A 24,977-nucleotide genomic window follows, 5' to 3' on the forward strand; every position below is an offset into this window, starting at 1 on the left:
TGTCCTTCGGCACACGCCACCCCACGCCCTGCGCTCCTCGGCGCATCCTGAAGGGCTGGGGTGCGGACATCCACACGGGCCATCGCTGCGCTCGGCCCCATCTCGCGGGCGCAAGCGCCTCGCGCTGCGGCCACAGGGCCGAGCGCAGCGATGGCCCGAGGGGCTGTTGGGCTGTTGGCTGTTCGGCTGCCCCTTCCCTCTGGCCCCGCCGCAGGTTTGCCCCGCAGCACCGCGAAGGGGTCGCAGACTGGGGGTCGCCCTGAGCACAAGCATGCCTTTCAAACGGGCACGCCCGTATACGTGCCCCCAGCCACGACAATTTCCGTAGCAGGGCGCTCACTCGACTGCATGACGCGCTGCGCGCGAGGCCCCTCGGCCTCAGATCACTCCACAGAAAATCGACCTGGAATAAAAAACCAAAGCAACGAGACCAGGAAAGCCGCCGACAGCAGCCTGTCCAAGAGTGCATCTCTTCGCAGATAAAAACCAGCTCCCCAGAAAACCCCAGCCAACGCCAGCGCTAGTGCCAACAACAGCCCAGAAAAAGCACCCACGATGAATTTTCCGCTTGTCCACAGGTGGGCATGGACAGTCAACAGATAGATATTTACCAAGACAAGGACAGCCGCCGCCGCCCCGTAGAAAACCCACCTCGCACGGCTAAGAAGGGATGCCACTATCTAAGACCTGCTGAAGAAAATTCCCGCTGTCGCCGGGAACGAAGAACCGGGACAGTAAGGCAGCCCCGGCTTTTTGAGGGCCCAGATCACCTCCTGCCGGAATGCTCTGTTTGTCTTTGAAGTCCCACGGATCGTGCCCAGCCGCGTCACGTCCGCGCCCCATAGGACGCGGCATTACATGTTGCGTCAAGACAGCCCCCAAGGTGAAGTGGCGAGAGCCTAAGCCCCCCAGCCGACATCAGCCCACAGTCTTTTGCAACCAGAAGTAGTTTTCACCACACCGATGCACCGCAGGAGCGAACGGATGTGAAGTTTGCCAAGGTTCGCGGTGCGGATTCCCGCACGCGCACACGACTCGTGGCAGTGAACCCTGGTTGTGCACACGTCGACAATGTTTTCCTGGGTAGAAAGGACCATGGCTTGGCAGCACTCAACCACCCGCCACCGCCCAACACACCTCCCCCGCATGCGGCACCACAAACAGCACCAGCCCGATCAGCCCGCCCACCACGGTGCCATTGATCCGGATGTACTGCAGGTCCTTGCCGATGTTCAGCTCGATCAGCTGCGTCATCTCCTCCGTATCCCAGCGCCGCACCGTGTCTTCGATGTGCTGCGCAATGAACGCCGAGACATCCGGCGCCAAACCCTCTGCCCAGCGCTCCAGCCGGTCGTTGAACGACTGCCTGAGCGCCGCATCGCCCGCGAGCGACTCGCCCAGCCAGAGGCCCAGCTTGCCCACCTGCCGCGCGAGCGCGGAGTCGGCATCGGCCAGGTCGCGCTGCAGGGCGCCGCGCAGGTCTTGCCACAGCGCCTGCACATAGCCGCCCACGGTGGCGTCGGTCTGCAGCCAGGTGCGGATCTCCTCGCCCTTGCGCGCCCATTCCGGGTCGCTGCGCAGGCGCTCGATGAAGCGCTGGAGCGCGGCGTCAAACTGCGCACGCAGGGCGTGCTGCGGGTTGGCGGCCACGTCGGCCATCAGGCTCTCCAGCGCGCGGGCCAGCAGGGCCGAGCCCTTGTCGCCCAGCCAGTCGCTGGGCAGCAACTTCTCGGTGCGCGGGTGGTCCTTCTTGAGCCAGGCCACGATGGACTGCGCCACCCAGGCGCGGGTCTGCTCGTTCTGCAGCAGCTCGATGAGCTTGCCCAGCACATCGTCCAGCAGCGCCTGGTGGCGGCCGTTGTGGGTCAGCGTGTCCAGCACCGCCGCCAGCGCGCGCGACATGTCCACCTGGCCGATCAAGGTGCGCGCGGCCTTCTGGATGAAGCGCTCCACCTGCGCGTCCTGCACCGTCTCCAGCGCGGCCGACGCCAGGCGCGTGGCCTGGTGGCCCAGCAGTGCGGCGTTGCCCGGCGCGGTGAGCCACTGCGCCAGCCGTTCGGCAGGGTCGTGCCGGCGGATCAGCGCGACGAGCGAGGGCACATCCAGGAACTTGTCGCGCACAAACGTGGCCAGGTTGCGGCCGATGCGCGCCTGGTTGCGCGCGATGACCGCGGTGTGCGGGATGGGCAGGCCCAGCGGGCGGCGGAACAGCGCCACCACTGCGAACCAGTCGGCCAGCGCGCCCACCATGGCGGCCTCGGCCACGGCTTTCACGCCGTTCAGCCACAGGCCGCGCTCCACCGCGCTGGTGGCGATGAACACGGCCGTCACCAGCAGCAGCAGGCCCAGCGCATGCCGTTTGGCGCGGCGCAAGGCAAGGGTTGCGCTGTCAGTTCCGGCGCTCATCGGGGCGGGCCCGCCGTGCTGACATTCGATCCGTCAGGCCGCCGCGGCAATCTGGTCCAGCGCCTTGGCGAGGTGGCCCACGGTGCGGTCGACGTTGTGCCATTTCTCCAGGCCGAACAGGCCGATGCGGAAGGTCTTGAAGTCCGGGCCTTCATCGCACTGCAGCGGCACGCCGGCCGCGGTCTGCAGACCCACTTCCCGGAACTTGCTGCCGTTCTGGATGCCGGGGTCGGTGGTGTAGCTCACCACCACGCCGGGGGCCTTGAAGCCCTCTGCCGCCACGCTGGGAAAACCGCGCGATTCGAGCAGCGAGCGCACCTTGGCGCCCAGCTCAATCTGCTCTTCGCGCACCTTGGCAAAGCCATATTCCCGCGTCTCGGCCATCACTTCGGCCAGGCGCACCAGCGCGTCGGTGGGCATGGTGGTGTGGTAGGCGTGCTGGCCTTTTTCGTAGCCCTCGGCGATCTGCATCCACTTCTTCAAATCGCACGAGAAGCTGCTGCTGGTGGTGCCCTCGATGGCCTGGCGCGCGCGTTCGCTCAACATCACCATCGCGCAGCAGGGCGAGCCGCTCCAGCCCTTTTGCGGCGCACTGATCAGCACGTCCACGCCTGTGGCCTGCATGTCCACCCACATCGCGCCCGAGGCCACGCAGTCCAGCACAAACAGCGCGCCCACCTCGTGCGCCGCCGCCGTCAGCGTGCGCAGGTAGTCGTCGCTCAGGATGATGCCGCTGGCGGTTTCCACGTGCGGCGCGAACACCACCTTGGGCTTTTCGGCGCGGATGGTGGCGGCCACCTCGTCGGCCGGGCACGGTGCCCAGGGGGCCTGCGGGCCGCTGCCCTGCGGGCGCGCCTTGCACACCACCGAGCCGCCGCCCAGGCCCTTGTCGGCGTCGAAGATCTGCGTCCAGCGATAGCTGAACCAGCCGTTGCGCACGATGAGCACCTTCTCCTGGTTGGCGAACTGGCGGGCCACGGCCTCCATGCCGAAGGTGCCGCTGCCGGGCACCAGCACAGCGGTGTGCGCGTGGTAGACCTCTTTCAGCGTGGCCAGAATGCCCTGCACCACGCCCGTGAAGCGCTTGGACATGTGGTTGAGCGCGCGGTCGGTGTAGACCACCGAGAATTCGAGCAGGCCGTCGGGGTCGATATCGGGCAAAAGGCCGGGCATGGGCAATCTCTCCGTTGAATGCGACGGACACAAAGCGGGTGCCGACGATGCGCTGGCCCCCTGGGCCCAAGCGTTGTGCGCCCCCTCTGCTTGCGTCAGTGCTGTTGAACAATGCAGCGGGGCAGCTTATCACCACGTATCGACGAACCGCGGCGCGAACGGCCCCACCTGCGCCGACGCCAGGCCCCGCGCCAGCCACGCCCGCGTCTCGGCCGGGTCGATCACCGCGTCGATCTCCAGCGTGGCGGCCATGTGCATGGCCTCGCCGTTGGTGTAGGCCCGGTCCAGCAGCTTGGTAAACAGCGCGTCGCGCTCGGCGCCTTCGGGCAGCGCCTCCAGCTCCTTGCGAAAGCCCAGGCGCACCGCGCCTTCAAGCCCCATGGCACCAAACTCGCCCGTGGGCCAGGCCACCGTGAACACCGGCGCGTGAAAGCCCCCGGCCGCCATGCCCATGGCGCCCAGGCCGTAGCCCTTGCGCAGCACCACGCTGAAGAACGGCACGCGCAGGTGCGCCGCCGCCACGAACAGGCGGCTCACGTGGCGCACCTGGGCCGTGGCCTCCACCTCGGGGCCGACCATGAAGCCGGGCGTGTCCACCAGGCTCACCAGCGGCAGGCCGTGTGCGTTGCACAGCTGCATGAAGCGCGCCGCCTTGTCGGCCGCATCGGCGTCGATGGCGCCGCCCAGGTGCTGCGGGTTGTTGGCCAGGATGCCCACGGGGCGGCCTTCGATGCGGGCCAGCGCGGTGTGGATGCCCACACCGAAACCGGTGCGCAGCAGCAGCAGGCTACCCTCGTCCACCAGGCCCGCCAGGGCCGCGCGCGTGTCGTACACGCGCAGGCGGTTTTCGGGCACCACGGCGCGCAGCCGGCGCGGGTCGGGCGCGGACCACTCTGATGTGCGGCCCTGGAAGAACGACAGGTAGTGCTTGGCCGCCAAAACGGCTTCGGCTTCGTTGTCCACCAGCACGTCGATCACGCCATTGGCATGCTGCACGTGGCTGGGGCCGATCTGCTCGGGCGGGAACACGCCCAGCCCGCCGCCTTCGACCATGGCCGGCCCGCCCATGCCGATGTTGCTGCCGCGCGTGGCGATGATCACGTCGCTGCAGCCCAGCAGCGCCGCGTTGCCCGCAAAGCAGCGCCCCGCCGCGATGCCGACCACCGGCACCTGGCCCGACAGTGCGGCATAGGCGCCAAAGCTGTGCACGTGCAGGCCCGCCACCACGGGCATGTCGGTGTCGCCCGGGCGGCCGCCGCCGCCTTCGGCAAACAGCACCACCGGCAGCTTCTGCGCCAGCGCGATGCCCAGCATGCGGTCGGTCTTGGCGTGGTTGCGCGCGCCCTGCGTGCCGGCCAGCACGGTGGCGTCATAGGCCATCACCACGGCGCGGGATTTCTCATCGCCAAACAGCGCGCCGTTGATGCCGCCGATGCCCGTGACCATGCCGTCGGCCGGTGTGTTGGCGATCAGGTCTTCGCGGCTGCGGCGGCGCGTCTGCGCGGCGATGGCAAGCGCACCGTATTCGATGAAGCTGCCTGCGTCGCACAGGTCGGCAATGTTCTCGCGCGCGGTGCGCCCGCCCCGCGCGTGGCGCCGGGCGATGGCCTCGGGGCGCGCGGCATCGAGCGTGAAGGCGTGGCGGTCGATCACACGCTGCAGGTCGGGCCGGATGTGGCCGGGGTCGTGCACCGCAGGGCCCCGGGCTTGCAGATCGGCGGCGTCTTCGGCCGCCTGCAGCAGCACCAGCAGCGGTTGCCCCTGCGCGACATGGCCGCCCGCCGCCGCCAGCAGCGCGCCCACGCGGCCCGCGTGCGGGGCCAGCAGCACATGCTCCATCTTCATGGCCTCCAGCACGGCCAGCTCGGCGCCCGCTGCCACCACGTCTCCTTCGGTCACGCACAGCTGCACCAGGCGCGCCGGCATGGGCGCCAGCACGGCACCCTGTGGCGCAGGGGGCAGATAATTTGAATGATTTTGGCCTCCAGCGCTTACTGGACAAGCGCTGGCAGCTATGTTTTTGGAAGCATCCAGCAAATCCGGCAGCACCGATTCGAGCCAGCGCGTGTGCACTTCCTGGCTGTGCATCTCCGGCCGCGCGGCCAGGGCCTGCAGCAACGCCAGGTTGGTGGCCACGCCGTCGATGCGGCACTCGGCCAGCGCGCGCTGCGACCGGCGCAGCACATCGGCAAACCGCGGGCTGCGCGTGTGCACGACGAGCTTGCCCAGCAGCGTGTCGTAGTGCGGCGAGGGCGCGGCGCCCGCCATGCCGTGCGTGTCCACGCGCACACCGGGGCCCGTGGGCAGGTCAAAGCGTGTGAGCGTGCCACTGCCGGGTGTGGCCGCGCCGTCGGCCGCCAGCGTCTCGGCGTTGATGCGCCACTGCACGGCAAAGCCTTGCGGGCGTGGCGGCGCGGCGGGGTCCAGGCCAAGCTCCTGCAGCGTGCGGCCGGCGGCCAGCGCGATCTGCGCCTGCACCAGGTCCACGCCGGTCACTTCTTCGGTGATGGTGTGTTCCACCTGCAGGCGCGGGTTGCATTCGATGAACACGAAGGGCAAGTCGCTGGAGGCCAGGTCCACCAGGAACTCGAACGTTCCCAGGCCTTCGTAGGCCACGGCGCGCGCCATGGCGAGCGCGGCTGCGGTGATGCGCTCGCGCAGCGCGCCGGGCAGCGAAGGGCTGGGCGCGATCTCCACCACCTTCTGAAAGCGCCGCTGCAGCGTGCATTCGCGCTCGCCCAGCGCCACCACGTGCCGCCCGTCGCCCAGCACTTGCACCTCGATGTGGCGGGCATTGCCCATCAGGCGCTCCACATACACACCGTCCACGCCAAAGGCGGCCCGCGCCTCGCTGCGGCAGCGCGCGTAGGCGGCGGGCAGGTCATCGGCCGAGGCCACCGCACGCATGCCGCGCCCGCCGCCGCCGCCGATGGCCTTGATGACGATGCCTGCGTGGGCATGCTGCGCAAAGAAGGCCTGGGCCTCTTGCAGCGTGACCGCCGCCTGGGTGCCCGGCATCAGCGGCACGCCCTGCTGCTGCGCCAGCGCGCGGGCCTGGGCCTTGTCGCCAAACAGGTCCAGCTGCGCCGGCGTGGGGCCGATGAAGCGCAGGCCGGCCTCGGCGCAGGCGCGCGCGAAGTCGGCGCGCTCGCTCAGGAATCCGTAGCCCGGGTGTACGGCGTCACAACCCTCGGCCTTAGCGATGGCAATGAGGCGCGCGCCGTCCAGATACGCCGCCGGGCCGGTCGCGCCCAGCGCCACGGCGGTGTGGGCTGCGCGCCCATGCGGGCTGCCCGCGTCGTCGTCGGCGAACACGGCCACGCTGGAAATGGAGAGGTCGTGCAGGGCGCGCACGGTGCGCAGGGCGATCTCGCCCCGGTTGGCAACCAGGACTTTGTGGAACAAGGGGCGCTCGGTCATGCAGGGCTTCCAGAGGGTGGCAACGGATTGCGCCGCATTCTGGCGGCCACGGGCGTGGCACCATGGCAAACAAGCGACAGCCACGCAGCCGAAGAAACCCTGCGGCCGCGAAACGCCACAGCCCCCCGCTACGATGCGCCCTTTGCCATTGCCTTGCAGGACACCCATGCCCGACTTTCGCAGCGACACCGTCACCCAGCCCACGCCCTCCATGCGCGAGGCCATGTTCAAGGCGCCGCTGGGCGACGATGTGTTTGCCGACGACCCCTCGGTGAACGCGCTGCAGGAGCATGCGGCGCAGCTGCTGGGCTTTGAGGCGGCGCTGTTTGCCCCCTCGGGCACGCAGACCAACCTGATCGCGCTGTGGGGCCACTGCCAGCGCGGCGACGAGGCCATCGTGGGCCAGAGCTGGCACACCTACCGCTGGGAGGCCGGTGGGATGGCGGTGCTGGGCTCCATCCAGCCCCAGCCGGTGGAAACGCAAGCCGACGGCACGCTGCGCCTGGCCGACATCGCCGCCGCCATCAAGCCCGACGACCCGCACTTTGCCCGCACCCGCCTGGTGGTGCTGGAGAACACCACCGGCGGCCAGGTGCTGCCGCCGGCCTACGTGGCCGAGGTCTCAGCCCTGGCCCGCCAACGTGGCCTGGCGCTGCACCTGGACGGCGCGCGCCTGTTCAACGCCGCCACCGCCAACGCGGCCCGCCACGGCAGCGATGTATACGACGAGGCGCGCACGCTGTGCAGCCATTTCGATTCGGTGTCGCTGTGCCTGAGCAAGGGCCTGGGCGCGCCGGTGGGCTCGCTGGTGCTGGGCAGCCGCGACTTCATCCGCCAGGCGCGGCGCACCCGCAAAATTCTGGGCGGCGGCATGCGCCAGGCGGGCGTGCTGGCGGCGGCCGGCCACTACGCGCTGGAGCACCACGTGCGCCGCATGACCGATGACCATGCCAACCTGGCGCGGCTGGCGCAAGGGCTGAGCGGTGCCAACGAGCGCCATCCGGTGCTGCAGGGCAAGATCACCGTTCACCCTGGGCAGACCAACATCCTGTTCACCGATCTGCACGCCGATGTGGCCCCGGCATTCACCGCGTGGCTGGCGCAGAACGGCGTGCGCGTGACCAGCAGCCTGTACGGCGGCGCGACACGCCTGCGCTGGGTGACGCACCTGGATGTGAGCGAGGCCGACGTGCAGGCCGCGCTCGACTGCGTGACCCGGTTCCAGCTGCCGGACTGATACGCCCGACGGCTCAGGCGGCGGGGTAGCTTCTGCCGCCGAAGATGCCGGTGCCCACACGCACCAGCGTGCTGCCCGCCTGGATGGCGGCCTCCAGGTCGGCCGTCATGCCCAGAGACAGGGTGTCGAACTGCGCGAGGCCGGGTTCCTGCAGCGCGGATATCTGGTCAAAAAGTGCCTTTGCGCGCATGTGGATTGCGAGTTGCGCTTCAAATTCAGGAGCATGGTCGGGGATGCACATGAGCCCGCGCACGACCAGCCGTGGCAGTTTCGCGACAGCACGCACCAGCTCCAGCGCCTCTGCGGGCGCCACGCCCGACTTGGTGGCGCCGCCGTCGATGTTGACCTGCACGCAGACCTGCAGCGCAGCCAGGTGCCCGGGCCGCTGGGCCGACAGGCGCTCGGCGATCTTGAGCCGGTCCACCGTGTGCACCCAGTCGAAGTGCTCGGCCACGGGGCGGGTCTTGTTGCTCTGGATGGGGCCGATGCAGTGCCACTGCAGCGCCAGGGCCGGTGCCGCAGCGCGCACGGCGGCAATCTTGTCCACCCCCTCCTGGATGTAGTTTTCGCCGAATGCGCGCTGGCCCGCATTGGCCGCCTGCAGCACCGCATCGGCGCCGAAGGTCTTGGAAACGGCCAGCAGCCCCACGGTGCCCGGCACCCGTCCGGCCGCTGCGCACGCGTGCTGCATCCTGCCCAGAACCTGCTGGAGGTTGTTAGCAATCGTGGTCATAATGTTTGATAAGCGTACCAAACGATAGAGGGACTCAGTGGACATCACCCAACTGCTCGCGTTCAGCGTCAAGAACAAGGCCTCCGACCTGCACCTCTCCGCCGGTCTGCCGCCCATGATCCGGGTTCACGGCGATGTGCGCCGCATCAACGTGGATGCGCTGGACCACAAGACGGTGCACGCCATGGTGTACGACATCATGAGCGACTCGCAGCGCAAGACCTACGAAGAGTTCCTGGAGGTGGACTTCTCGTTCGAGATCGAGGGCCTGGCGCGCTTTCGCGTCAACGCCTTCAACCAGAACCGCGGCGCAGCCGCCGTGTTCCGGACCATTCCTTCCAAGATCCTCACGCTCGAGCAGCTCAACGCGCCCAAGATCTTCGGCGACCTGGCCCTGAAGCCGCGCGGCCTGGTGCTGGTGACCGGCCCCACGGGCTCGGGCAAGTCGACCACGCTGGCGGCGATGGTCAACTACCTCAACGAAACCGAGTACGGCCACATCCTCACGGTGGAAGACCCGATCGAGTTCGTGCACGAATCCAAGAAGTGCCTGATCAACCAGCGCGAGGTCGGCCCGATGACGCTGTCGTTCGCCGCCGCGCTCAAGTCCGCGCTGCGCGAAGACCCCGACGCCATCCTGGTGGGCGAAATGCGCGACCTCGAAACCATCCGCCTCGCCATGACGGCCGCCGAAACGGGCCACCTGGTGTTCGGCACGCTGCACACATCCAGTGCCGCCAAGACCATCGACCGGATCATCGACGTGTTCCCGGCCGAAGAAAAGGAAATGGTGCGCGCGATGCTCTCAGAATCGCTGCAGGCCGTGATCTCGCAGACGCTGTGCAAGACCAAGGACGGCTCGGGCCGCGTGGCCGCGCACGAGATCATGCTGGGCACCAGCGCCATCCGCAACCTGATCCGCGAGGCCAAGGTGGCGCAGATGTACTCCACCATCCAGACCAGCAACAGCGTGGGCATGCAGACGCTGGACCAGAACCTCACCGACCTCGTGCGGCGCAACATCATCAGCCCCGCCGAAGCGCGCGGCAAGGCGAAGATCCCAGAAAACTTCCCCGGCTGACCCGCGCGGACGAACGCACGTTCAGGCAGACAAACAGGCAGACAAAAAAGACATTGCGGCCCCGGCGCCGCAACAGACCGGAGCACAGTATGAAAGGCATTCTTGGCCTTCTGAAAGCGAAATCCCGCGGCGGAAAGTCCGGGGACGACAGCACCGATTCCGTGCTGTTCTCCACCGCCTTCGCGGGCCAGGGCGTGGATGACTCGATGCTGGTGCCCTGGGAGGCGCGCGCGGTGGAAGTGGGCGCCAAGCGGCTGCCCACCAGCCGTGGCGGCAAGCTGCTGCAGGGCCTGTGGGCCAAGGACAAATACATGGCGCACCTGGACAAGGACGCCGTGGAGCGCATGGAGCGCTTCTTCGAATTTGCCGCCGTACCCTCCAACCGCGACGTGATCCGCCAGGACGAATACGGCAACTTCATGGTGGTGCTGCTCACCGGCACCATTGCGGTGGACCGCGTGCAGCCCTGGGGCGAACAGCTGCGGCTGGCCGAAACGCGGCCCGGCGACATCCTGGGCGAAATGTCGCTGCTGGACAGCGGCATCCGGTTTTCGGCCTGCACCACCCTCACCGACTGCGAGATCGCGGTGCTCTCGGCCGAGGCCATGGACGACATGATGAGCAAGGACCCGCAACTGGCTGCCAGCCTGATAGCGCTGCTGGCCCGCAAGCTGTCGCTGCGCCTGCGCGTGGTGAGCGCCCGCCTGAGCGACAACCAGAAATGATGCGCTGCAGCCACGCCACGAATGACCGTTCGCACGACGAACACGCACGGGAGAACTTCTGATGGAACGCGATCAGGCCAGTAAATTCATCAATGACCTGCTCAAGCTGATGGTGAGCCGCAATGGCAGCGACTTGTTCATCACCGCCGAGTTTCCCCCCGCCATCAAGGTCGATGGCAAAGTCACCAAGGTCTCGCCCCAGCCGCTCACGCCCAACCACACGCTCACGCTGGCCCGCTCGGTGATGAGCGACAAGCAGGTGGCCGACTTCGAGCGCACCAAGGAATGCAACTTCGCCATCTCGCCCGCAGGCATCGGCCGTTTCCGCGTGAACGCCTTTGTGCAGCAAGGCAAGGTCGGCATGGTGATGCGGACCATTCCGCTCACGCTGCCCACCATTGACGGCCTGGGCGTGCCTCAGGTGCTCAAGGAAGTGACCATGACCAAGCGCGGCCTGTGCATCCTGGTGGGTGCCACGGGCTCGGGCAAGTCGACCACGCTGGCCGCCATGGTGGACTGGCGCAACGAGAACTCGTTCGGCCACATCATCACCGTGGAAGACCCCATCGAATTCGTGCACCCGCACAAGAACTGCGTGGTGACGCAGCGCGAGGTGGGCCTGGACACCGACACCTGGGAGGCCGCGCTCAAGAACACGCTGCGCCAGGCGCCGGACGTGATCCTGATGGGCGAAATCCGCGACCGCGAGACCATGGAACATGCCGTGGCCTTTGCCGAAACCGGCCACCTGTGCCTGGCCACGCTGCACGCCAACAGCGCCAACCAGGCGCTGGACCGCATCATCAACTTCTTCCCCGAAGAGCGCCGCGCGCAGCTGCTGATGGACCTGTCGCTGAACCTGCGCGCCATGGTGTCGCAGCGCCTGATCCCCAAGCAGGACGGCAAGGGCCGCGCGGCGGCGGTGGAGGTGATGCTCAACACCCCGCTGATCTCCGATCTGATCTTCAAGGGCGATGTCTCCGAGATCAAGGAGATCATGAAGAAGAGCCGCAACCTGGGCATGCAGACCTTCGACCAGGCGCTGTTCGACCTGTACGAGGCCAACATGATCACCTACGAGGATGCGCTGCGCAACGCCGACTCGCTGAACGACCTGCGCCTGCAGATCAAGCTCAACAGCCAGCGTGCCAAGTCGCCGGATCTGGCGCAGGGCACCGAGCACTTCGCGATCGTGTGACAGCCCCCTGAGGCGCTGCGCGCCCTCCCCCTTCTCTCGGCTGCGCCGGGAAGGGAGACGCCGCCAGTGGCCTGGCAAAGCCAGTTCTACAGCGTCTGCGGGCCTGGGCTGCGCCAGTTTCAACCGCCGCCTGCACTGCGGCCTTTTTTTGCAAGAACCATCCCATGCCAAGCACCAATCCCCGCAACTACGACGCCACCCCTTCGCGCAAGGTCGCCTTCCTGGGCCTGGGCGTGATGGGCTACCCCATGGCCGGCCACCTGGCGCTCGCAGGCCATGACGTCACGGTCTACAACCGCACCGCTACTAAATCAATAGCTTGGTGCGCAGAGTACGCAAGCGCTAGCGCCCAAAAGCATGCTCAAACCCCGCGCGAGGCCGCTACGGGTGCCGACATCGTGTTCTGCTGTGTGGGCAACGACGCCGACCTGCGCTCGGTGACGCTGGGGGCCGATGGGGCGTTTGCGGGCATGAAGCCGGGCGCGGTCTTTGTGGACCACACCACGGCGTCCGCCGAAGTGGCGCGGGAGCTGTATGCCGCCGCCAAAGCCCAGGGCCTGCAGTTCGTCGACGCGCCCGTGTCGGGCGGCCAGGCGGGGGCACAGAACGGCATGCTCACGGTGATGTGTGGTGGTGATGCCGACGCGTTCAACGCGGCCCAGCCCGTGGCCATGGCGTTTTCGCGCGCTTTCACGCTGCTGGGCGCCAGCGGCTCGGGCCAGTTGGCCAAGATGGTCAACCAGATCTGCATTGCGGGCCTGGTGCAGGGCTTGTCGGAAGCCGTGGCCTTCGGCCAGAACGCGGGCCTCGACATGAAGCAGGTGCTGGACGTGATCGGCAAGGGCGCCGCACAAAGCTGGCAGATGGACAACCGTGGCAAGACCATGGTCGACGACAAGTTCGACTTCGGCTTTGCCGTGGACTGGATGCGCAAAGACCTGGGCCTGGTGCTCGACGAGGCCAAGCGCAACGGCTCGCGCGTGCCGGTGACGGCGCTGGTGGACCAGTTCTATGCCGACGTGCAGACCATGGGCGGCAACCGCTGGGACACTTCGAGCCTGATCAAGCGGTTGAAGTAAAGCCCCCCTGAGGCGCTGCGCGCCATCCCCCAAGGGGGACGCCCTCAGCGCGGCGGGGCGGCCCTTGCGCGGGGGCACTGGCCTGGGGCCGCGCCAGTTTCACGCGCTGCGTGCTGCGCACAAAGCCCAAGAAAAAAGTCCCGGGCCACACAACGCAGCCCAGGACTTTGATGAACCTGCAGTCAGATGCTGCCGCGCTCAGCCGCCAGCAGGCTTGGTGTCGGTCGTCACCGGCGCGGGCTGTGGTGCGATGCGGCGCAGTTCTTCTTCGGACACGATCTCGAACACGCGCACCACCTTGCTCACGCCGCTCACGCCGCGCGTGATCTCGGTGGCGCGCTGCGCCTCGCGCTGCGACACGCGGCCCATCAGGTAGACGATGTTGCGCTCGGTCACCACCTTGAAGGCCGTGGCGGTGATGTCCTTGGCGTCCACCAGGCTGGCGCGCACCTTGCCGGTGATGAAGGTGTCGTTGGAACGCTGGCCCAGGCTGGTGCTGGGCATGACGGCCAGGTCGTTGACGACCGAGCGCACGTTGTCCACACCGCCCACGATCTGTTCGACGCTCTGGCGGTCCTGGGCGTTGGGCACCTCGCCCGTGAGCAGCACCTGGCGGTTGTAGCTGGTCACGTTGACGTGCACGCGGTCGCCCAGCGCTTCGCGGATGCGGTTGCTGGCGCGCAGCTCGATGCCTTCGTCTTCCACCTGGGTGCCGGCCGTGCGGCGGTCCACCGCCATCACCCCGCCCACCACGGCGCCGCCGACGATGAGGGGCGCACACGCCGTCAGGCCCGCCACCAGGGCAGAAGCAGCCAGCGCGGCGCACAGCACACGCTGTGCACGCAGGGCGCGCGGCGAGCGGCGCGCCGTGGGGCTGCCCGAAGGGGTGGAAGCCAGGGGGGATGAGGGTGTCATAGCGGGTTCTCCTGTTCACCAAGTAACTGGGCATCCACACCATCTGCCAGGCAATGCAGTACCAGGGCGTGGACTTCGCGCACGCGCGCCGCACGGTCGTGCGGCACGCTGATCAATACATCGGTCTCGCGCACCAGCGCAGCCAGCTTGCCGCCGGTGCGGCCGGTCAGCACCACCACGGTCATGTCGCGCTCGTGCGCGGCCTCGGCGGCGGCCAGCAGGCTGGCGTCATTGCCCGACACCGACAGCGCCAGCAGCACGTCGCCCGCCTGCCCGAGGGCCCGCACCTGGCGGGCAAACTGCTGGGCCGCGTCTTGCGCGGCGTTGCCGGACGGGGTGGTGAGCACGGTGCTGTCGGCCGTGAGTGCCAGCGCGGCCAGCTCGGGGCGGTCGCGCTCGAAACCTGCGACGCAGTACGCGGCAAACTGCTGGGCCTCGGCGGCCGACGGGCCGTTGCCGCAGGCCAGCACCTTGCCCCCGCTGGTCACACAGGCCAGCACGGCCTGCACGGCCGCGGCGATGGGGTGGCTGAGCGCCTGGGCGGCCTGGTACTTCAGGTCGGCGCTGTCGATGAAATGCTGTTGGATGCGTTGCTCAAGCATGAGGGCCCGATGATACCTTCCGCGTGTTACAGGTTTTGTAGCAATCCGTAGCGGCTGGCGCTGCGCTGGCGCGGGAATGGGCCACTGCGCGCAGGCCCGGAACCCGCGCCGCTACTGCGCATCAAAGGCCGCCTTCAGCCATTCGATGTGACCCTGCACCAGCACCACGTCGAAGCGGCAGGGCGGCGGCGAGGGCCACCGCAGCAGGTAGTGCCGGGCCGCGAACACGATGCGCTGCTGCTTGGTGGCGCTGATGCTGCCCCCTGCGCCGCCGAAGCCGCCGCCCGCGCGGCTGCGCACCTCCACGAACACCAGCGTGCCATCGCGGTCGCGCATCACCAGGTCGATCTCGCCGCCGCCGCGCCCGGGCGTCCGATAATTGCGCTCCACCAGTTTCAGGCCGGCGGCCTGCAGGTGGGCCAGGGCCTGGTCCTCGGCCACATTGCCGCGCTCGCGCGTGGTGGCCGCCGCCCCTTGCGCGCCAGGCCCGCCTGCGGGTTTTCTTTTTCCGAGGAATGTCACCATTGAGCGCCTCTTTCGCTTCAGCCCTTGACGCCGCGCGCGAAGCGGCGGCCGCCCAGCATTATCCCGAGGGCGCCTTGTACGTGGTGGCCACGCCCATCGGCAACCTGGCGGACATCACCCTGCGCGCCCTGCACCTGCTGCAGCTGGCCGACACCGTGGCCTGCGAGGACACGCGCCACACGCAGTCGATGCTGCGCGCGTACGGCATCGACAAGGGCCCCGCCCGCCTGCTGGCCGTGCACCAGCACAACGAGGCCGAGGCGGCGCAGGAGGTGGTGCGCCGGCTGCAGCAGGGCCAGCGCGTGGCGTATGTGAGCGACGCGGGCACGCCCGGCGTGAGCGACCCCGGCGCCCGCCTGGTGGCCGCCGTGCACGCCGCCGGCTTGCGCGCCATGCCGCTGCCGGGAGCCAGCAGCATCACCACGGCCCTGAGCGCGGCAGGGGCCGTGGCGTCGGACGGCGACAGCAGCAGCTTTGTGTTTGCCGGGTTTCTGCCCTCCAAGAGTGCCGAGCGGGCCAGCGCCATCGCCCGGCAGCTGGCCTCCGAACCGCGCTGCGTGGTGCTGCTGGAGGCACCGCACCGCATCGGCGAGCTGGCCCAGGCCTTGGCCACGCTGGGCGATCGCCCCGTGACCCTGGCGCGCGAGCTGACCAAGCAGTTCGAAGAGATCACCACCCAGCCGGCCCACGCCCTGGGCGCGTGGCTGGACGGGGCGCCCCAGCGCTCGCGCGGTGAGTTTGTGGTGCTGCTGCACCCGGTGGCCCTGGCGGGCGATGACGCCGGCGACACCCTGCGCGTGCTGCGCTTGCTGTTGGCAGAGCTGCCCCTCAAGACCGCCGTGCGGCTGGCCGCCGAGATCACCGGCGCGCCGCGCAACGGGCTCTATGACGCAGCGCTGGCGTGGAAGCGGGCGCAGGATGGCGGCGAGGATGGAGACACCGCCGAGGACGATAGCGCCACCGCGCGCTGAACCGCCGTGCAGGCTCGGCTGCGAGAGAAGTCCGCGAAAGAATTTTGATTAAAAATAGGCCCCAGCGCTTATCCATAATGCGCTGACAGCTATTAAATCAATAGCATGCCAGCGGCGACACAGATCGGCAGGGATCGCGCGTTCAACCGCCCGTCACGGCCAGACCGGCGGCCACGCCTCCAAAAAGATCGCCCTCGCGCTGTGGCGTGTGCGGAAACGCCCCGCGCAGCGCCTGCCGCAGCGGCCGCAGCGCCGAGGAGCCCCCGGTCAGGTAGATGGCCTCCAGCCCGTCGCCGGTCAGGCCCGCCTGCCGCACGCAGGCCTGCGCGCAGGCCACCACCTGCTGCAGCGGCTGCTCCAGATACCGGGAGAGCCCCTCGGGCGTGATGGCCGCGTCCAGCCCCGGCTCCACCCATCCGAGCGCCATGGGCGCCTGGGCGTCCGACACCGACGCCGCAATCTTGGCCTGCTCGACCGTGTCGGCCAGGCGGTGGCCCAGGCGTTCGTTCAGCACCTTCATCAGGCGCGCGTGCAGCCGGGCGTCGGCATAGTCGGTGCGCAGGGCTTGCGCATCGCGCAGCGCACGCGGCGAATACAGCCACTGGATCAGGTGCCAGGTGGACAGGTCGAAGAACACCCGGCTGGGCACCTCGCGCCCGGCCGGGCCCCGGTGCCGAAAGCCGAGCAGGGGCATCAGCAGGTCCAGGCTGAGCCGCCGGTCAAAGTCCGTGCCACCCACGTGCACGCCCGTGGTGGCCAGCACATCGCGGCTGCGATCTGCCTGGCCGCGCCGCCCGGGCCCCAGGCGCACCACGGTGAAGTCCGAGGTGCCGCCGCCGATGTCCACCACCAGCACCAGCGCTTCTTGCGTGATGCGCTGCTCGTAGTCCAGCGCTGCGGCGATGGGCTCCAGCTGGAAGCTGATGTTCTCAAACCCCGCGTCCATGGCGGCCCGGCGCAGCGCCGCCTCGGCCTGCTGGTCGCGGGCGGGGTCATCGTCCACAAAGTGCACCGGGCGCCCCATGACCACGCGTGCGGGCAGGCCGCCCAGCGCCGCATGCGCCCTGCCCGCCAGCATGCGCAGAAACATGCTGATGATGTCCTGGTAGCTCAGCAGCTTGCCGTGCACGGCCGTCTGGTCCTGCAGCAGCGCGCTGCCCAGCAGGCTCTTGAGCGAGCGCATCAGCCGCCCCTCCGTGCCCCCGAGGTAGTGCGCCACCGCATCGCGGCCGAAGTGCGTCCGCTGATCCTCTGTGTTGAAGAACAGCGCCGTCGGCAGGGTGTGGGCCTCCCCTTCCAGCGCCACCATGCGTGCAGGGCCCCCGCCCTGCCGGACCGCCATGGCGGAATTCGAAGTGCCGAAGTCGATGCCAAGCGTGGCGTCATTCAAGAGATTCATGGTGGGGTGCATCAAGGCGCAGCGCCCAGGGCGCGAGGGCCTGGGCTGGGGAGAGCGGGCGGGCGCAGCAGCCGGCTGGCCGGAAGGGCGCGGAAAGGGACGAAAAAGGGCGCGGATTATCGCACCGCGCACACCGGGCGCGCTGCGCTACGGCCGCACGGGCGCCAGCTCGATGCGGTTCTTGCCTGCGCGCTTGGCCTGGAGCAGGGCCTCGTCCGCATCGGACAGCAGCATGTGCGCCTGGTCGGCACCCGGGGGCTGTGCGGGCCTGTGAGGGTGTCCCGGTGGCGGCGCCTGAACGACGTGGCCACCCGAAAGCGCCACCCCCACGCTCAGGCCCACCCGCACCGGCGCTGGAAGGCCCAGATCCATCGGCTCTGCCACGGCGCGCATCAGCCGCCCAAGGATCGCGCGCCACTCGTCACCGGACACCGGCGCCAGCAGCGCCACGAACTCGTCGCCCCCGAAGCGCGCCGCCGTGTCGGTGGCGCGAATGCTGAGCACGATCCGCCGCCCCACCTCCACCAGCAGACGGTCCCCCGCGTCGTGCCCATGTGCATCGTTCACGGCCTTGAACCCGTCCAGGTCCATGAAGCACACGGCGACGGTGTGGCCCGACCGCTCGGCACCGGCCAGCGCCTGCTGCAGCCGGTCCAGCAACAGCAGGCGGTTGGGAAGCTGCGTGAGCGCATCGTGAAACGCCACGTGCGTGATCTGCGCGTGGGCGCGCTTCGCCTCAGAGATGTCCACCGCCATCCAGAACGACTCGGCCTCGGACAGCTGCACGCCGTTAAGGTTGACCCACAGCGCTTCCCCGCTCTTGCGCCTCAGGCGTACGTCGGCCCGGTAGTTTTGCCCCTGCGCCAGCACGGCCAGCTTGTCGGGCGCGAGCTTGGCGTGGTCGCCCTCTTCCGCGCACAGCGCCTCCATGGACACGCCATCGAGCTCGCCCGGTGCGTAGCCCAGCATGCGCTCGAAGGCCGCGTTCTTCCAGCTGACCCTGCGATCGCGCAGCTTGGCCATGCCCACGATGTCGCTGTTGAGCATCGCGGCCTGGTCGCGCAGCAGCGCCTCGACCCGCTGCTGCGCCAGATGCTGCACCGTGATGTCAGTGGCCACCGTCCGGCTCATGAGGAAAGCGCCGAACGCGTCCTGCACGGCGGTCGAGTGCAGGCGCACCCAGCGCGCAGGCATCGCAGCGTTGGCACGGAAACCCACTTCCACTTCGGGCGCAGCGCCCCGCGTGACCAGCGCGGCCATGTGCGCGCCAAACCGCTCTTCACCGGGCCGGTCCAGCACCCACGCGAAGCGCCACTCCGGCGGATGCTCCGCACCGCCCAGCCAGGCACGCGCCATGGCGTTGGCATGCACCAGCCGCCCGTCTGCGCTCAACGAAAAATGGCCGCAGGGCGCCTGGTCGTACAGGTCGCGGATGCGCGACTCGGACTCCTTCAGGCTGCTCACCAGCTGCTTCTTCTCGGTGATGTCGCGCGCAGAGCCGAAGACCAGCAGCTGGCCGTCGATCTCCACCGCCCGCCAGTGCAGGTCCACATCGATGATGCTGCCGTCCGCGCGGCGGTGCTGGACCTCCACGCGCTGGCGGTCGCCGTCGCGCACGCCGGCCAGCCAAGTGTTGATGCGGGCCTCGTCCTGGTTGGCATCCCAGGCGCTCACATGCTGGCCTTGCAGGTCTTGCCGTGAGCACCCGTGCATCTCGGCGAACGAATCGCTCATGTCGACCATGTGGCCGCTGCGGTCCACCACGTGAATGCCGTCGCCCGCCACCCGCAGCAAGGTGGTGGTGCGGCGGCTTTGCGCGTCCAGTTCTGCCACGGCATTCAGCGTGCGCCGGCCGAACCTGTACACCGCCAGCGTCGCGGCACAGCCCAGCGCCCAGGCCATGCTCGCCATCAGCCCCACGGTGCGCATCTCGCGCTTCCATTGCGCGAAGAACCTGGCGTTGTTCAGGCCGGTCTGCACCAGCAGGGGCCAGCCTGGCACCGCGCGGTAGGCGATGGTGCGGTCGACGCCGTCAAATCTCGCTCGCGGTCGGTAGGCGCCCGCCAAAGGCTGCGCCGCCACGGCGGCAGTCAGTTCGGGCGACACGTCGCGGTCGCCCACCGCGCCCACGAATGGACTGCCCGGCGTGAGCCAGGCCAGCAATTGTTGGTCCTGCATGCGCAGCGCGATCGCATCCTGGTCCGCAAGGTCGTAGCGCGCAAACAGGTTGGTGAAATGCTGCGTGTTGAGGGTGGCGTACAGCACGCCATGGAATGCGCCATCCCACACCAGCGGGCGCGCCACTGCGATGACCCAGTTGCCGGAAATCCGCGAGTGCACCGGGCCCGACACCACGGGCGCCGACGCTGTGGACGACTTGGCCTGGTGAAAAAAGTCGCGGGTGGTGAGGTCCAGAGGATGCGCCGCGTTGATGTGGTTGCCCCAGCGCACCAGCCCATTGTGGTCGGCCACGCGAAAACCCTCCACACCGGTCAGAACGCTGTGCCGGGACGCCAGCAGCTCATTGACGTGCGCGTCCTCGGCCCCCGCGCCAAAGCCCTGCCGGTGCAACTCGTCCCCAGCCATCAGCAGGGCTGCGTCCACCAGCCGCAGCTCTGCCTCGATGTTTGCGGCTGCAATGGCCACAAACTGCTCTGCCGTGGCGCGCGCCTGCAGCGCATGGTTCTTGTGCGACGACTCCAGCACCCAAGCCACCAGGGCAAACAGCACCAGCCCCAGCCCGACATTGCCCGCCACCAGAAAAGCCTTCAGCCTGCGGCGTTGTCGCTCAACGCCGGTCTCAGGCGAAGTGGGTTGGAGAGGCATGTACAGCTCGATACATTACGCCTGTCTCCCCCCTGCCCGCAACCGGATTCGCCCCGGTGCTGGTGATGGATTGCACCGAGGCATCCCCTCTGTGAGCGCGCGGATGGACGACCGTGACTGTTGCCCGCGGTGCGTGGCCGAGATGGGGCCTTGTGGGTCGCCCAGAACAAGACCGGGGCACGCCTGGGCATTGAGGTTTCCGGCGAGCTGGCGGCTGTCAACGAACGGATCAACCAACGGCCCCGCAAGGCCATCAGCACGTTTCTGATTCAGGACGAGAACGGCCAGCCGCTCAGCCAGGGGGCGCTGCGCTCACGCTGACAAGGCGCGCACGCTGGCGAAGGTGGATTTTCAGTTTCGGGACATTCGGGCGAAAGCGGCAACCGACACAGGGGACCTTGCGCACTCGCAGAAGCTGCTAGCGCACAAGAATCGGGAGATGACTGAGCACTATGTGAAAGCGCGCATTGGGGAAAGGGTGGGGCCCCTACGCAAACAAGACAACGTTCAGTCAGGAATTTCTACGTGCCACCTGGGGCGAACAGGTCGATAGTTCTCAAACTCCAGCCCCGCCTTTATAGGGGCACTGCTCAAGAAGTAGTCCAAGACTTGCTTAGCGGACTTGTAGGGCGAGGGTACTGCAAGCAACGCTTTCCACAGGGTATCAGTAGATTCGGTCCCAGAGCGCCGGTCTGCATACTTCATGTGTACGACGCGATTTCTGACCTTCTCTAGTGTCACGAAGGCCTCCCAGAGACTATCGCCCTTCGGACTTTGAAGCCCAAACACGGCAGGCAATACAACTGCTAGCTTTGTGCCCAAAGGCAACTCACGCTCAATCTCTTCTTTGCCGAGGGTTCGATGCTCCGCACCCTTTTTCCCCTCCTTTTTGTAGGTAAGCCAGGGGGGGACCATTTCATTCGCAAAACACTCCAGCGCCGTGTACGCCGTGAAAACCGCAACCACAACGTGCTCTGCGAAGTCGATTGCATCCGCATTGGATGAAAACTGAACGAACCCACGGGGTGCGTGCTCAAGTGCTTCATGAGCTAACAAAGCCTGCGCCTTGGCATATGCCAATTTGGAAGCATTGAGCATCAGCGCAGAGGCGTTTGGAATTGGAAAAGCCAACAGACGGCCATCCTTCATTCGAACGGAATCCACCATAGTCATGGTCATCGTGTCGCATGAAGAGCCATCCTCGATCATCAAATCCGAGTCGGAAGCCGCACGCACGAAATCTACCGCCTGCAAGCGCCAATCCATATCACCGGGCATGACAACCTCCACTGTTGCTGCTGAGCGCCACGCCACAACACGCACCGTGCACTGTGTCGTAAGTGCACGTCTTCGTGGACCGCAATTGTAGAAATGCGGCCCGGAATGTAGAAACGCCCCAGAACCCTTTCGGGCGCTGGGGCGCATGCTGACTGGTGGCCTGGGGCGGAATCGAACCACCGACACAAGGATTTTCAATCCTCTGCTCTACCGACTGAGCTACCGGGCCTGAGCCTCAAATTATAACCAGAAAAACAGGGCGTTCAGGAAACGAAGAAGATTTTCTTGCCTGCGACGCACGCGTCAGCTGCGCTTGCTGCGGCCGAGGTCGACCCCCAGCTGGCGCAGCTTGCGGTAAAGGTGGGTGCGCTCCAGGCCGGTTTTTTCGGCCACGCGGGTCATGGAGCCGCCTTCTCGCGCCAGGTGGAACTCGAAGTAGGCCTTTTCAAAACCGTCGCGTGCCTCGCGCAGGGGCCGGTCCAGATCGAAACCCTGGTGGGCATGCGGGCCCGTATCGGCGTGAGGCGCAGGCGCCGACACCGCTGGCAGCGATGAAAACGTGGGGTCTGCGGCCAGTGTGGCACCGGCAGAAGGCGCTGCGGAGGGCGCTGCGCTGGCCGTCGCCACCGATGCGGGCAGCGAGGATGACGCGCTGCGTGCCAAGCCCTGCTCTACCGCCTTGAGCAGCTTCTGCAGGGTGATGGGCTTTTCCAGGAACGAGAAGGCCCCGATGCGCGTGGCTTCGACGGCCGTGTCGATGGTGGCGTGGCCGCTCATCATGATCACGGGCATGGTCAAGGTGCCTGCGGTGGCCCATTCCTTGAGCAGCGAAACGCCGTCGGTGTCGGGCATCCAGATGTCGAGCAGCACCAGGTCATAGCTGTTGCCTGTGCGGGCGGCGCGGGCCTGGGTTGCGTTTTCTGCCAGGTCAACGCTGTGGCCTTCGTCGTTCAGAATTTCCGACAGCAGATCGCGAATGCCGAGCTCATCGTCGACCACCAGAATGTTTGCCATGTGTGTTGAGACGCCTAAGGAGACCTGAAGGGTACCGCAGGAGTGTTGTTATGACGCCACCGCGGGTTCAGGGGCGAATGATAACGACACTTGGGCGCCCCGCACCACGCCGTCTTCGGTGCGGTTGGACAGATCGATGCGGGCGCCGTGTTCGTCGGCGATCTTCTTGACCACGGCCAGACCGAGGCCGGTGCCCCGGGGCTTGGTGGTGACGTAGGGCTCGAACGCGCGCTGCAGGATGTGGGCCGGAAAGCCGCTCCCGCAGTCCGACACGGTGAGGCGTACACGCCGGGAGGACTCGCTCCAGCGGGTGCTGATGCGCACCGGCGGCAGGGGGTCGGGCAGGCTGGCACGCACCTGTTCCGTCGCGTCCTGCGCGTTTTGCAGCAGGTTGTGGACCACTTGCCGAAGTTGCTGTGCATCGCCGGCGATGGGGGGGCAGCGGGGGTCCAGTTCCGCTTCCACGGGCACGGTGGCGTTTTCCGCGCCGTACAGGTGCAGGACGTCGGCCACGAGTCCGTTGAGGTCGAGCGCATGCAGCTCGGCCGCAGGCAGGCGCGCGTAGTCGCGAAATTCATTGACCAGCCGCTTCATGGCATCGACCTGCTCGACGATGGTCTTCACCGATTTGGCAAGAATGGCCTGCTCGGTCGCAGGGAGCTTGCCGGCGAGCTTCATCTCCAGCCTTTCGGCCGACAGCTGGATGGGTGTGAGCGGGTTCTTGATCTCGTGCGCCAGGCGGCGCGCGACCTCTCCCCACGCCTGGGCGCGCTGGGCGGAGACGATTTCCGAGATGTCATCGAAAACCAACAGGCGTGAAGCATCGGGCAGCTCGGCACCGCGCGCCACGAGGCTGGTAGCGTGCTGGCCCACGCCCGCAGAAGAAGCATGCAGCTCGAACGGCTGCTGCCAGTGGTCCAGCCCGTGCCGCTCGTTGTCGGCCAGAAAGGTGTCGAAGTGCTTTTGCACCGCCAACGCAAAGTCCGCCAGCCCCGGCACATCGGACAGCGGCCGAGCGTCATAGGCCGCCATGGGCGCGCGCAGGATGCGGGTGGCACCGGGGTTGGAGGACCGGATCACGCCCTGCGCGTCCAGCACGATGACGCCTGCCGTCAGGTTGTCCAGGATGGTCTGCAGGTTGGCCCGGGCGGCGTCGACCTCCACCATGCTCTTTTCCACGGCCTGGCGGGCGTCGGCCAGCTGCTGGGTCATCAGGGCGAACGAGCGGGTGAGCCCGCCCATTTCGTCCTTCCCCTGCAGCGCAGCCTTGGGGCTGAGGTTGCCGGCAGCCACTTCGCGCACGCCTTCGGCCAGCACCAGCAGGGGCCGTGCCAGCTGATTGCCCAGCAGGACGGCCAGCAAGACGGCACCAAACACCGACAGGAACAGGCTGAGCGTGAGTGTGCCCACATACATCCGCCGCAGGCCGCCGCGCGCCAGGGCGCGCTCCTGATACTCGCGGTTGGCCTCCTGGACGGCAATGGCGTTGGCCACCAGTGCGGGCGGCAGCGGCAGGGTGGCCTGCAGATAGCGCGGCTCAACCAGCAAGCCCACCGCCGGGCTGCTGACCAGTGCCAGCACTTTCACGCGCGCGTTCTGCGCGGCGGCAGGGTCGGAGACATCGTCCAGACCCTCGATCTGCGCGGTGGCGCGCTGCTGGCGCACGGTGCGCAGCTGGGTCACGCTGGGCCTCTCGGGGTTCAGGTTGAAGCGGGACTGGCCAGCGCTGGCCACCGCCTGGCCGCCGGCGTTCCACAGCACCACGTCGGTGGCGCCCAGTTGGTCGCGGATGCGCTCCAGCACCAGGCCGGCCGCCGCGTCCGGCACCTGCGCCACCTGCGCGCTGGCGTTGCGGGCTTTGGAAGCCATGTCGGCGGCCAGCGCATCCAGCGAGACACGCGCCAGATTGACACCGGCCGAAAGCGCGCCTTCCACCTTCACGTCAAACCAGCTTTCGATGGAACGCGTGACGAACTGGTAGGACACGAAATAGATCAGCAAACCCGGCACCAACCCCACCAGGCCGAAGATGGCAGCCAGCTTGACGAGCAGGCGGCTGCCGAACCTGCCTTTGCGCAGCCGCACGGCCAGGCGCACCGCAATCCACACCAGCACGGCCAGCAGCAGCAGGGCCACCAGCACGTTCACGCCAAACAGCCAGGCGTAGTTGCGCTCGTACAGCGCGCGGTTGTTGGTGGCCAGTGTCAGCAGGAACAGCAGCACCAGCCCGATGGCCGACATGATGGCGGCGCCCACCCCCACGGCCCAGCGAACCGCCCGAGATTGCCGCATCGCGGCGTGCGCCGTGGCGGATGCAGCAGTTGCCGCAGAAGGAGCAGGTGCTGCGGGGGCGGTGCCGTGGGGCGCGCCCCCCCCTTCTAAGGTGTCGCGCCCA

At 67.8% G+C, this 24,977-nt stretch carries 20 protein-coding genes and 1 tRNA gene; 7 read left to right on the forward strand and 14 right to left on the reverse strand.

The genetic code is table 11. From position 1 onward, the window contains the following. Positions 1–383: 383 nt before the first annotated feature. The 4 genes from ACOQFS_RS03715 to ACOQFS_RS03730 all read right to left on the reverse strand — a co-directional run bounded on the left by ACOQFS_RS03715 (position 384) and on the right by ACOQFS_RS03730 (position 6,984). A complete protein-coding gene (locus ACOQFS_RS03715) occupies positions 384–677 on the reverse strand; it encodes a hypothetical protein (RefSeq protein ID WP_421561607.1) in 294 nt (97 codons plus the stop codon). Positions 678–1,110: 433 nt separating this feature from the next. Continuing rightward, the gene (locus tag ACOQFS_RS03720; protein ID WP_421561608.1) at positions 1,111–2,406 is read right to left on the reverse strand and encodes a DUF445 domain-containing protein; all 1,296 of its coding nucleotides are present in this window, start codon (positions 2,404–2,406) and stop codon (positions 1,111–1,113) included. Between the two features lie 33 nt (positions 2,407–2,439). Further along, positions 2,440–3,579 (reverse strand): aminotransferase class V-fold PLP-dependent enzyme, encoded by a 1,140-nt coding sequence (locus tag ACOQFS_RS03725; RefSeq protein ID WP_421561609.1) that lies wholly within the window; start codon positions 3,577–3,579, stop codon positions 2,440–2,442. Between the two features lie 129 nt (positions 3,580–3,708). Then, a complete protein-coding gene (locus ACOQFS_RS03730; protein ID WP_421561633.1) occupies positions 3,709–6,984 on the reverse strand; it encodes a carboxyl transferase domain-containing protein in 3,276 nt (1,091 codons plus the stop codon). A 181-nt stretch (positions 6,985–7,165) separates the two neighbouring features. On the opposite strand from ACOQFS_RS03730, the gene ltaE reads away from it, so the two are divergent. Continuing rightward, entirely contained in the window at positions 7,166–8,236 is a 1,071-nt protein-coding gene (gene ltaE, locus ACOQFS_RS03735; RefSeq protein ID WP_421561610.1) for a low-specificity L-threonine aldolase, read from the forward strand. Between the two features lie 13 nt (positions 8,237–8,249). Here the strand turns inward: ltaE and ACOQFS_RS03740 are convergent, their stop codons facing one another. Further along, the gene (locus ACOQFS_RS03740) at positions 8,250–8,969 is read right to left on the reverse strand and encodes a YggS family pyridoxal phosphate-dependent enzyme (RefSeq protein WP_421561611.1); all 720 of its coding nucleotides are present in this window, start codon (positions 8,967–8,969) and stop codon (positions 8,250–8,252) included. A 37-nt stretch (positions 8,970–9,006) separates the two neighbouring features. On the opposite strand from ACOQFS_RS03740, the gene ACOQFS_RS03745 reads away from it, so the two are divergent. The 4 genes from ACOQFS_RS03745 (at position 9,007) to ACOQFS_RS03760 (ending at position 13,052) form a co-directional block, all read left to right on the forward strand. Next, positions 9,007–10,050, forward strand: coding sequence for a type IV pilus twitching motility protein PilT (locus ACOQFS_RS03745; RefSeq protein WP_409832707.1), 1,044 nt, complete (start codon positions 9,007–9,009; stop codon positions 10,048–10,050). A gap of 89 nt (positions 10,051–10,139) precedes the next feature. Continuing rightward, positions 10,140–10,775 carry a Crp/Fnr family transcriptional regulator gene (locus ACOQFS_RS03750; RefSeq protein WP_421561612.1) on the forward strand — a complete coding sequence of 212 codons (636 nt, stop codon included), beginning with the start codon at positions 10,140–10,142 and terminating at the stop codon, positions 10,773–10,775. 61 nt (positions 10,776–10,836) lie between these two features. After that, positions 10,837–11,973 carry a PilT/PilU family type 4a pilus ATPase gene (locus tag ACOQFS_RS03755; RefSeq protein WP_421561613.1) on the forward strand — a complete coding sequence of 379 codons (1,137 nt, stop codon included), beginning with the start codon at positions 10,837–10,839 and terminating at the stop codon, positions 11,971–11,973. Positions 11,974–12,137: 164 nt separating this feature from the next. Continuing rightward, entirely contained in the window at positions 12,138–13,052 is a 915-nt protein-coding gene (locus ACOQFS_RS03760) for an NAD(P)-dependent oxidoreductase (RefSeq protein WP_421561614.1), read from the forward strand. Positions 13,053–13,250: 198 nt separating this feature from the next. On the opposite strand, the gene ACOQFS_RS03765 is transcribed toward ACOQFS_RS03760, so the two are convergent. The 3 genes from ACOQFS_RS03765 to ACOQFS_RS03775 all read right to left on the reverse strand — a co-directional run bounded on the left by ACOQFS_RS03765 (position 13,251) and on the right by ACOQFS_RS03775 (position 15,094). Then, a complete protein-coding gene (locus ACOQFS_RS03765; RefSeq protein WP_421561615.1) occupies positions 13,251–13,967 on the reverse strand; it encodes a BON domain-containing protein in 717 nt (238 codons plus the stop codon). Beyond that, positions 13,964–14,569: an SIS domain-containing protein gene (locus ACOQFS_RS03770; RefSeq protein WP_421561616.1), complete on the reverse strand. Its 606-nt coding sequence runs from the start codon at positions 14,567–14,569 to the stop codon at positions 13,964–13,966. Before ACOQFS_RS03770 ends, ACOQFS_RS03765 begins: the two co-directional genes overlap by 4 nt. A 111-nt stretch (positions 14,570–14,680) precedes the next feature. After that, positions 14,681–15,094 (reverse strand): YraN family protein, encoded by a 414-nt coding sequence (locus ACOQFS_RS03775; RefSeq protein WP_421561617.1) that lies wholly within the window; start codon positions 15,092–15,094, stop codon positions 14,681–14,683. On the opposite strand from ACOQFS_RS03775, the gene rsmI reads away from it, so the two are divergent. Beyond that, entirely contained in the window at positions 15,094–16,065 is a 972-nt protein-coding gene (rsmI, locus tag ACOQFS_RS03780; RefSeq protein ID WP_421561618.1) for a 16S rRNA (cytidine(1402)-2'-O)-methyltransferase, read from the forward strand. The genes ACOQFS_RS03775 and rsmI overlap by 1 nt on opposite strands. A gap of 142 nt (positions 16,066–16,207) precedes the next feature. Here the strand turns inward: rsmI and ACOQFS_RS03785 are convergent, their stop codons facing one another. After that, on the reverse strand, positions 16,208–17,464 hold the full coding sequence (locus ACOQFS_RS03785; protein ID WP_421561619.1) for an Hsp70 family protein: 1,257 nt from the start codon (positions 17,462–17,464) through the stop codon (positions 16,208–16,210). A 147-nt stretch (positions 17,465–17,611) separates the two neighbouring features. Then, on the reverse strand, positions 17,612–20,290 hold the full coding sequence (locus ACOQFS_RS03790) for a diguanylate cyclase domain-containing protein (protein ID WP_421561620.1): 2,679 nt from the start codon (positions 20,288–20,290) through the stop codon (positions 17,612–17,614). Between the two features lie 150 nt (positions 20,291–20,440). On the opposite strand from ACOQFS_RS03790, the gene ACOQFS_RS03795 reads away from it, so the two are divergent. After that, on the forward strand, positions 20,441–20,611 hold the full coding sequence (locus ACOQFS_RS03795) for a hypothetical protein (protein WP_421561621.1): 171 nt from the start codon (positions 20,441–20,443) through the stop codon (positions 20,609–20,611). A gap of 186 nt (positions 20,612–20,797) precedes the next feature. On the opposite strand, the gene ACOQFS_RS03800 is transcribed toward ACOQFS_RS03795, so the two are convergent. From ACOQFS_RS03800 to ACOQFS_RS03815, 4 genes are all read right to left on the reverse strand, one after another. Continuing rightward, positions 20,798–21,568 (reverse strand): hypothetical protein, encoded by a 771-nt coding sequence (locus ACOQFS_RS03800; RefSeq protein WP_421561622.1) that lies wholly within the window; start codon positions 21,566–21,568, stop codon positions 20,798–20,800. Positions 21,569–21,721: 153 nt separating this feature from the next. Continuing rightward, positions 21,722–21,797, reverse strand: a tRNA-Phe gene (locus tag ACOQFS_RS03805). Between the two features lie 74 nt (positions 21,798–21,871). Further along, positions 21,872–22,582, reverse strand: a complete 711-nt coding sequence (locus tag ACOQFS_RS03810) for a response regulator (protein WP_421561623.1) — start codon at positions 22,580–22,582, stop codon at positions 21,872–21,874. 48 nt (positions 22,583–22,630) lie between these two features. Next, a complete protein-coding gene (locus ACOQFS_RS03815) occupies positions 22,631–24,874 on the reverse strand; it encodes an ATP-binding protein (protein ID WP_421561624.1) in 2,244 nt (747 codons plus the stop codon). Between the last annotated feature and the right edge of the window lie 103 nt (positions 24,875–24,977).

This window comes from Paracidovorax sp. MALMAid1276, assembly GCF_049198005.1.
In the GTDB taxonomy this organism is placed as follows: domain Bacteria; phylum Pseudomonadota; class Gammaproteobacteria; order Burkholderiales; family Burkholderiaceae_C; genus Acidovorax.

Excerpts from the sequence above, each read along its gene's own strand:
- ACOQFS_RS03720 (WP_421561608.1), bottom strand. The coding sequence starts at position 2,406 with ATGAGCGCCGGAACTGACAGCGCAACCCTTGCCTTGCGCCGCGCCAAA.
- ACOQFS_RS03725 (WP_421561609.1), bottom strand. The coding sequence starts at position 3,579 with ATGCCCGGCCTTTTGCCCGATATCGACCCCGACGGCCTGCTCGAATTC.
- ltaE (WP_421561610.1), top strand. The coding sequence starts at position 7,166 with ATGCCCGACTTTCGCAGCGACACCGTCACCCAGCCCACGCCCTCCATG.
- ACOQFS_RS03740 (WP_421561611.1), bottom strand. The coding sequence starts at position 8,969 with ATGACCACGATTGCTAACAACCTCCAGCAGGTTCTGGGCAGGATGCAG.
- ACOQFS_RS03750 (WP_421561612.1), top strand. The coding sequence starts at position 10,140 with ATGAAAGGCATTCTTGGCCTTCTGAAAGCGAAATCCCGCGGCGGAAAG.
- ACOQFS_RS03755 (WP_421561613.1), top strand. The coding sequence starts at position 10,837 with ATGGAACGCGATCAGGCCAGTAAATTCATCAATGACCTGCTCAAGCTG.
- ACOQFS_RS03760 (WP_421561614.1), top strand. The coding sequence starts at position 12,138 with ATGCCAAGCACCAATCCCCGCAACTACGACGCCACCCCTTCGCGCAAG.
- ACOQFS_RS03765 (WP_421561615.1), bottom strand. The coding sequence starts at position 13,967 with ATGACACCCTCATCCCCCCTGGCTTCCACCCCTTCGGGCAGCCCCACG.
- ACOQFS_RS03770 (WP_421561616.1), bottom strand. The coding sequence starts at position 14,569 with ATGCTTGAGCAACGCATCCAACAGCATTTCATCGACAGCGCCGACCTG.
- ACOQFS_RS03775 (WP_421561617.1), bottom strand. The coding sequence starts at position 15,094 with ATGGTGACATTCCTCGGAAAAAGAAAACCCGCAGGCGGGCCTGGCGCG.
- ACOQFS_RS03785 (WP_421561619.1), bottom strand. The coding sequence starts at position 17,464 with ATGAATCTCTTGAATGACGCCACGCTTGGCATCGACTTCGGCACTTCG.
- ACOQFS_RS03790 (WP_421561620.1), bottom strand. The coding sequence starts at position 20,290 with ATGCCTCTCCAACCCACTTCGCCTGAGACCGGCGTTGAGCGACAACGC.
- ACOQFS_RS03800 (WP_421561622.1), bottom strand. The coding sequence starts at position 21,568 with ATGCCCGGTGATATGGATTGGCGCTTGCAGGCGGTAGATTTCGTGCGT.
- ACOQFS_RS03810 (WP_421561623.1), bottom strand. The coding sequence starts at position 22,582 with ATGGCAAACATTCTGGTGGTCGACGATGAGCTCGGCATTCGCGATCTG.
- ACOQFS_RS03815 (WP_421561624.1), bottom strand. The coding sequence starts at position 24,874 with ATGCGGCAATCTCGGGCGGTTCGCTGGGCCGTGGGGGTGGGCGCCGCC.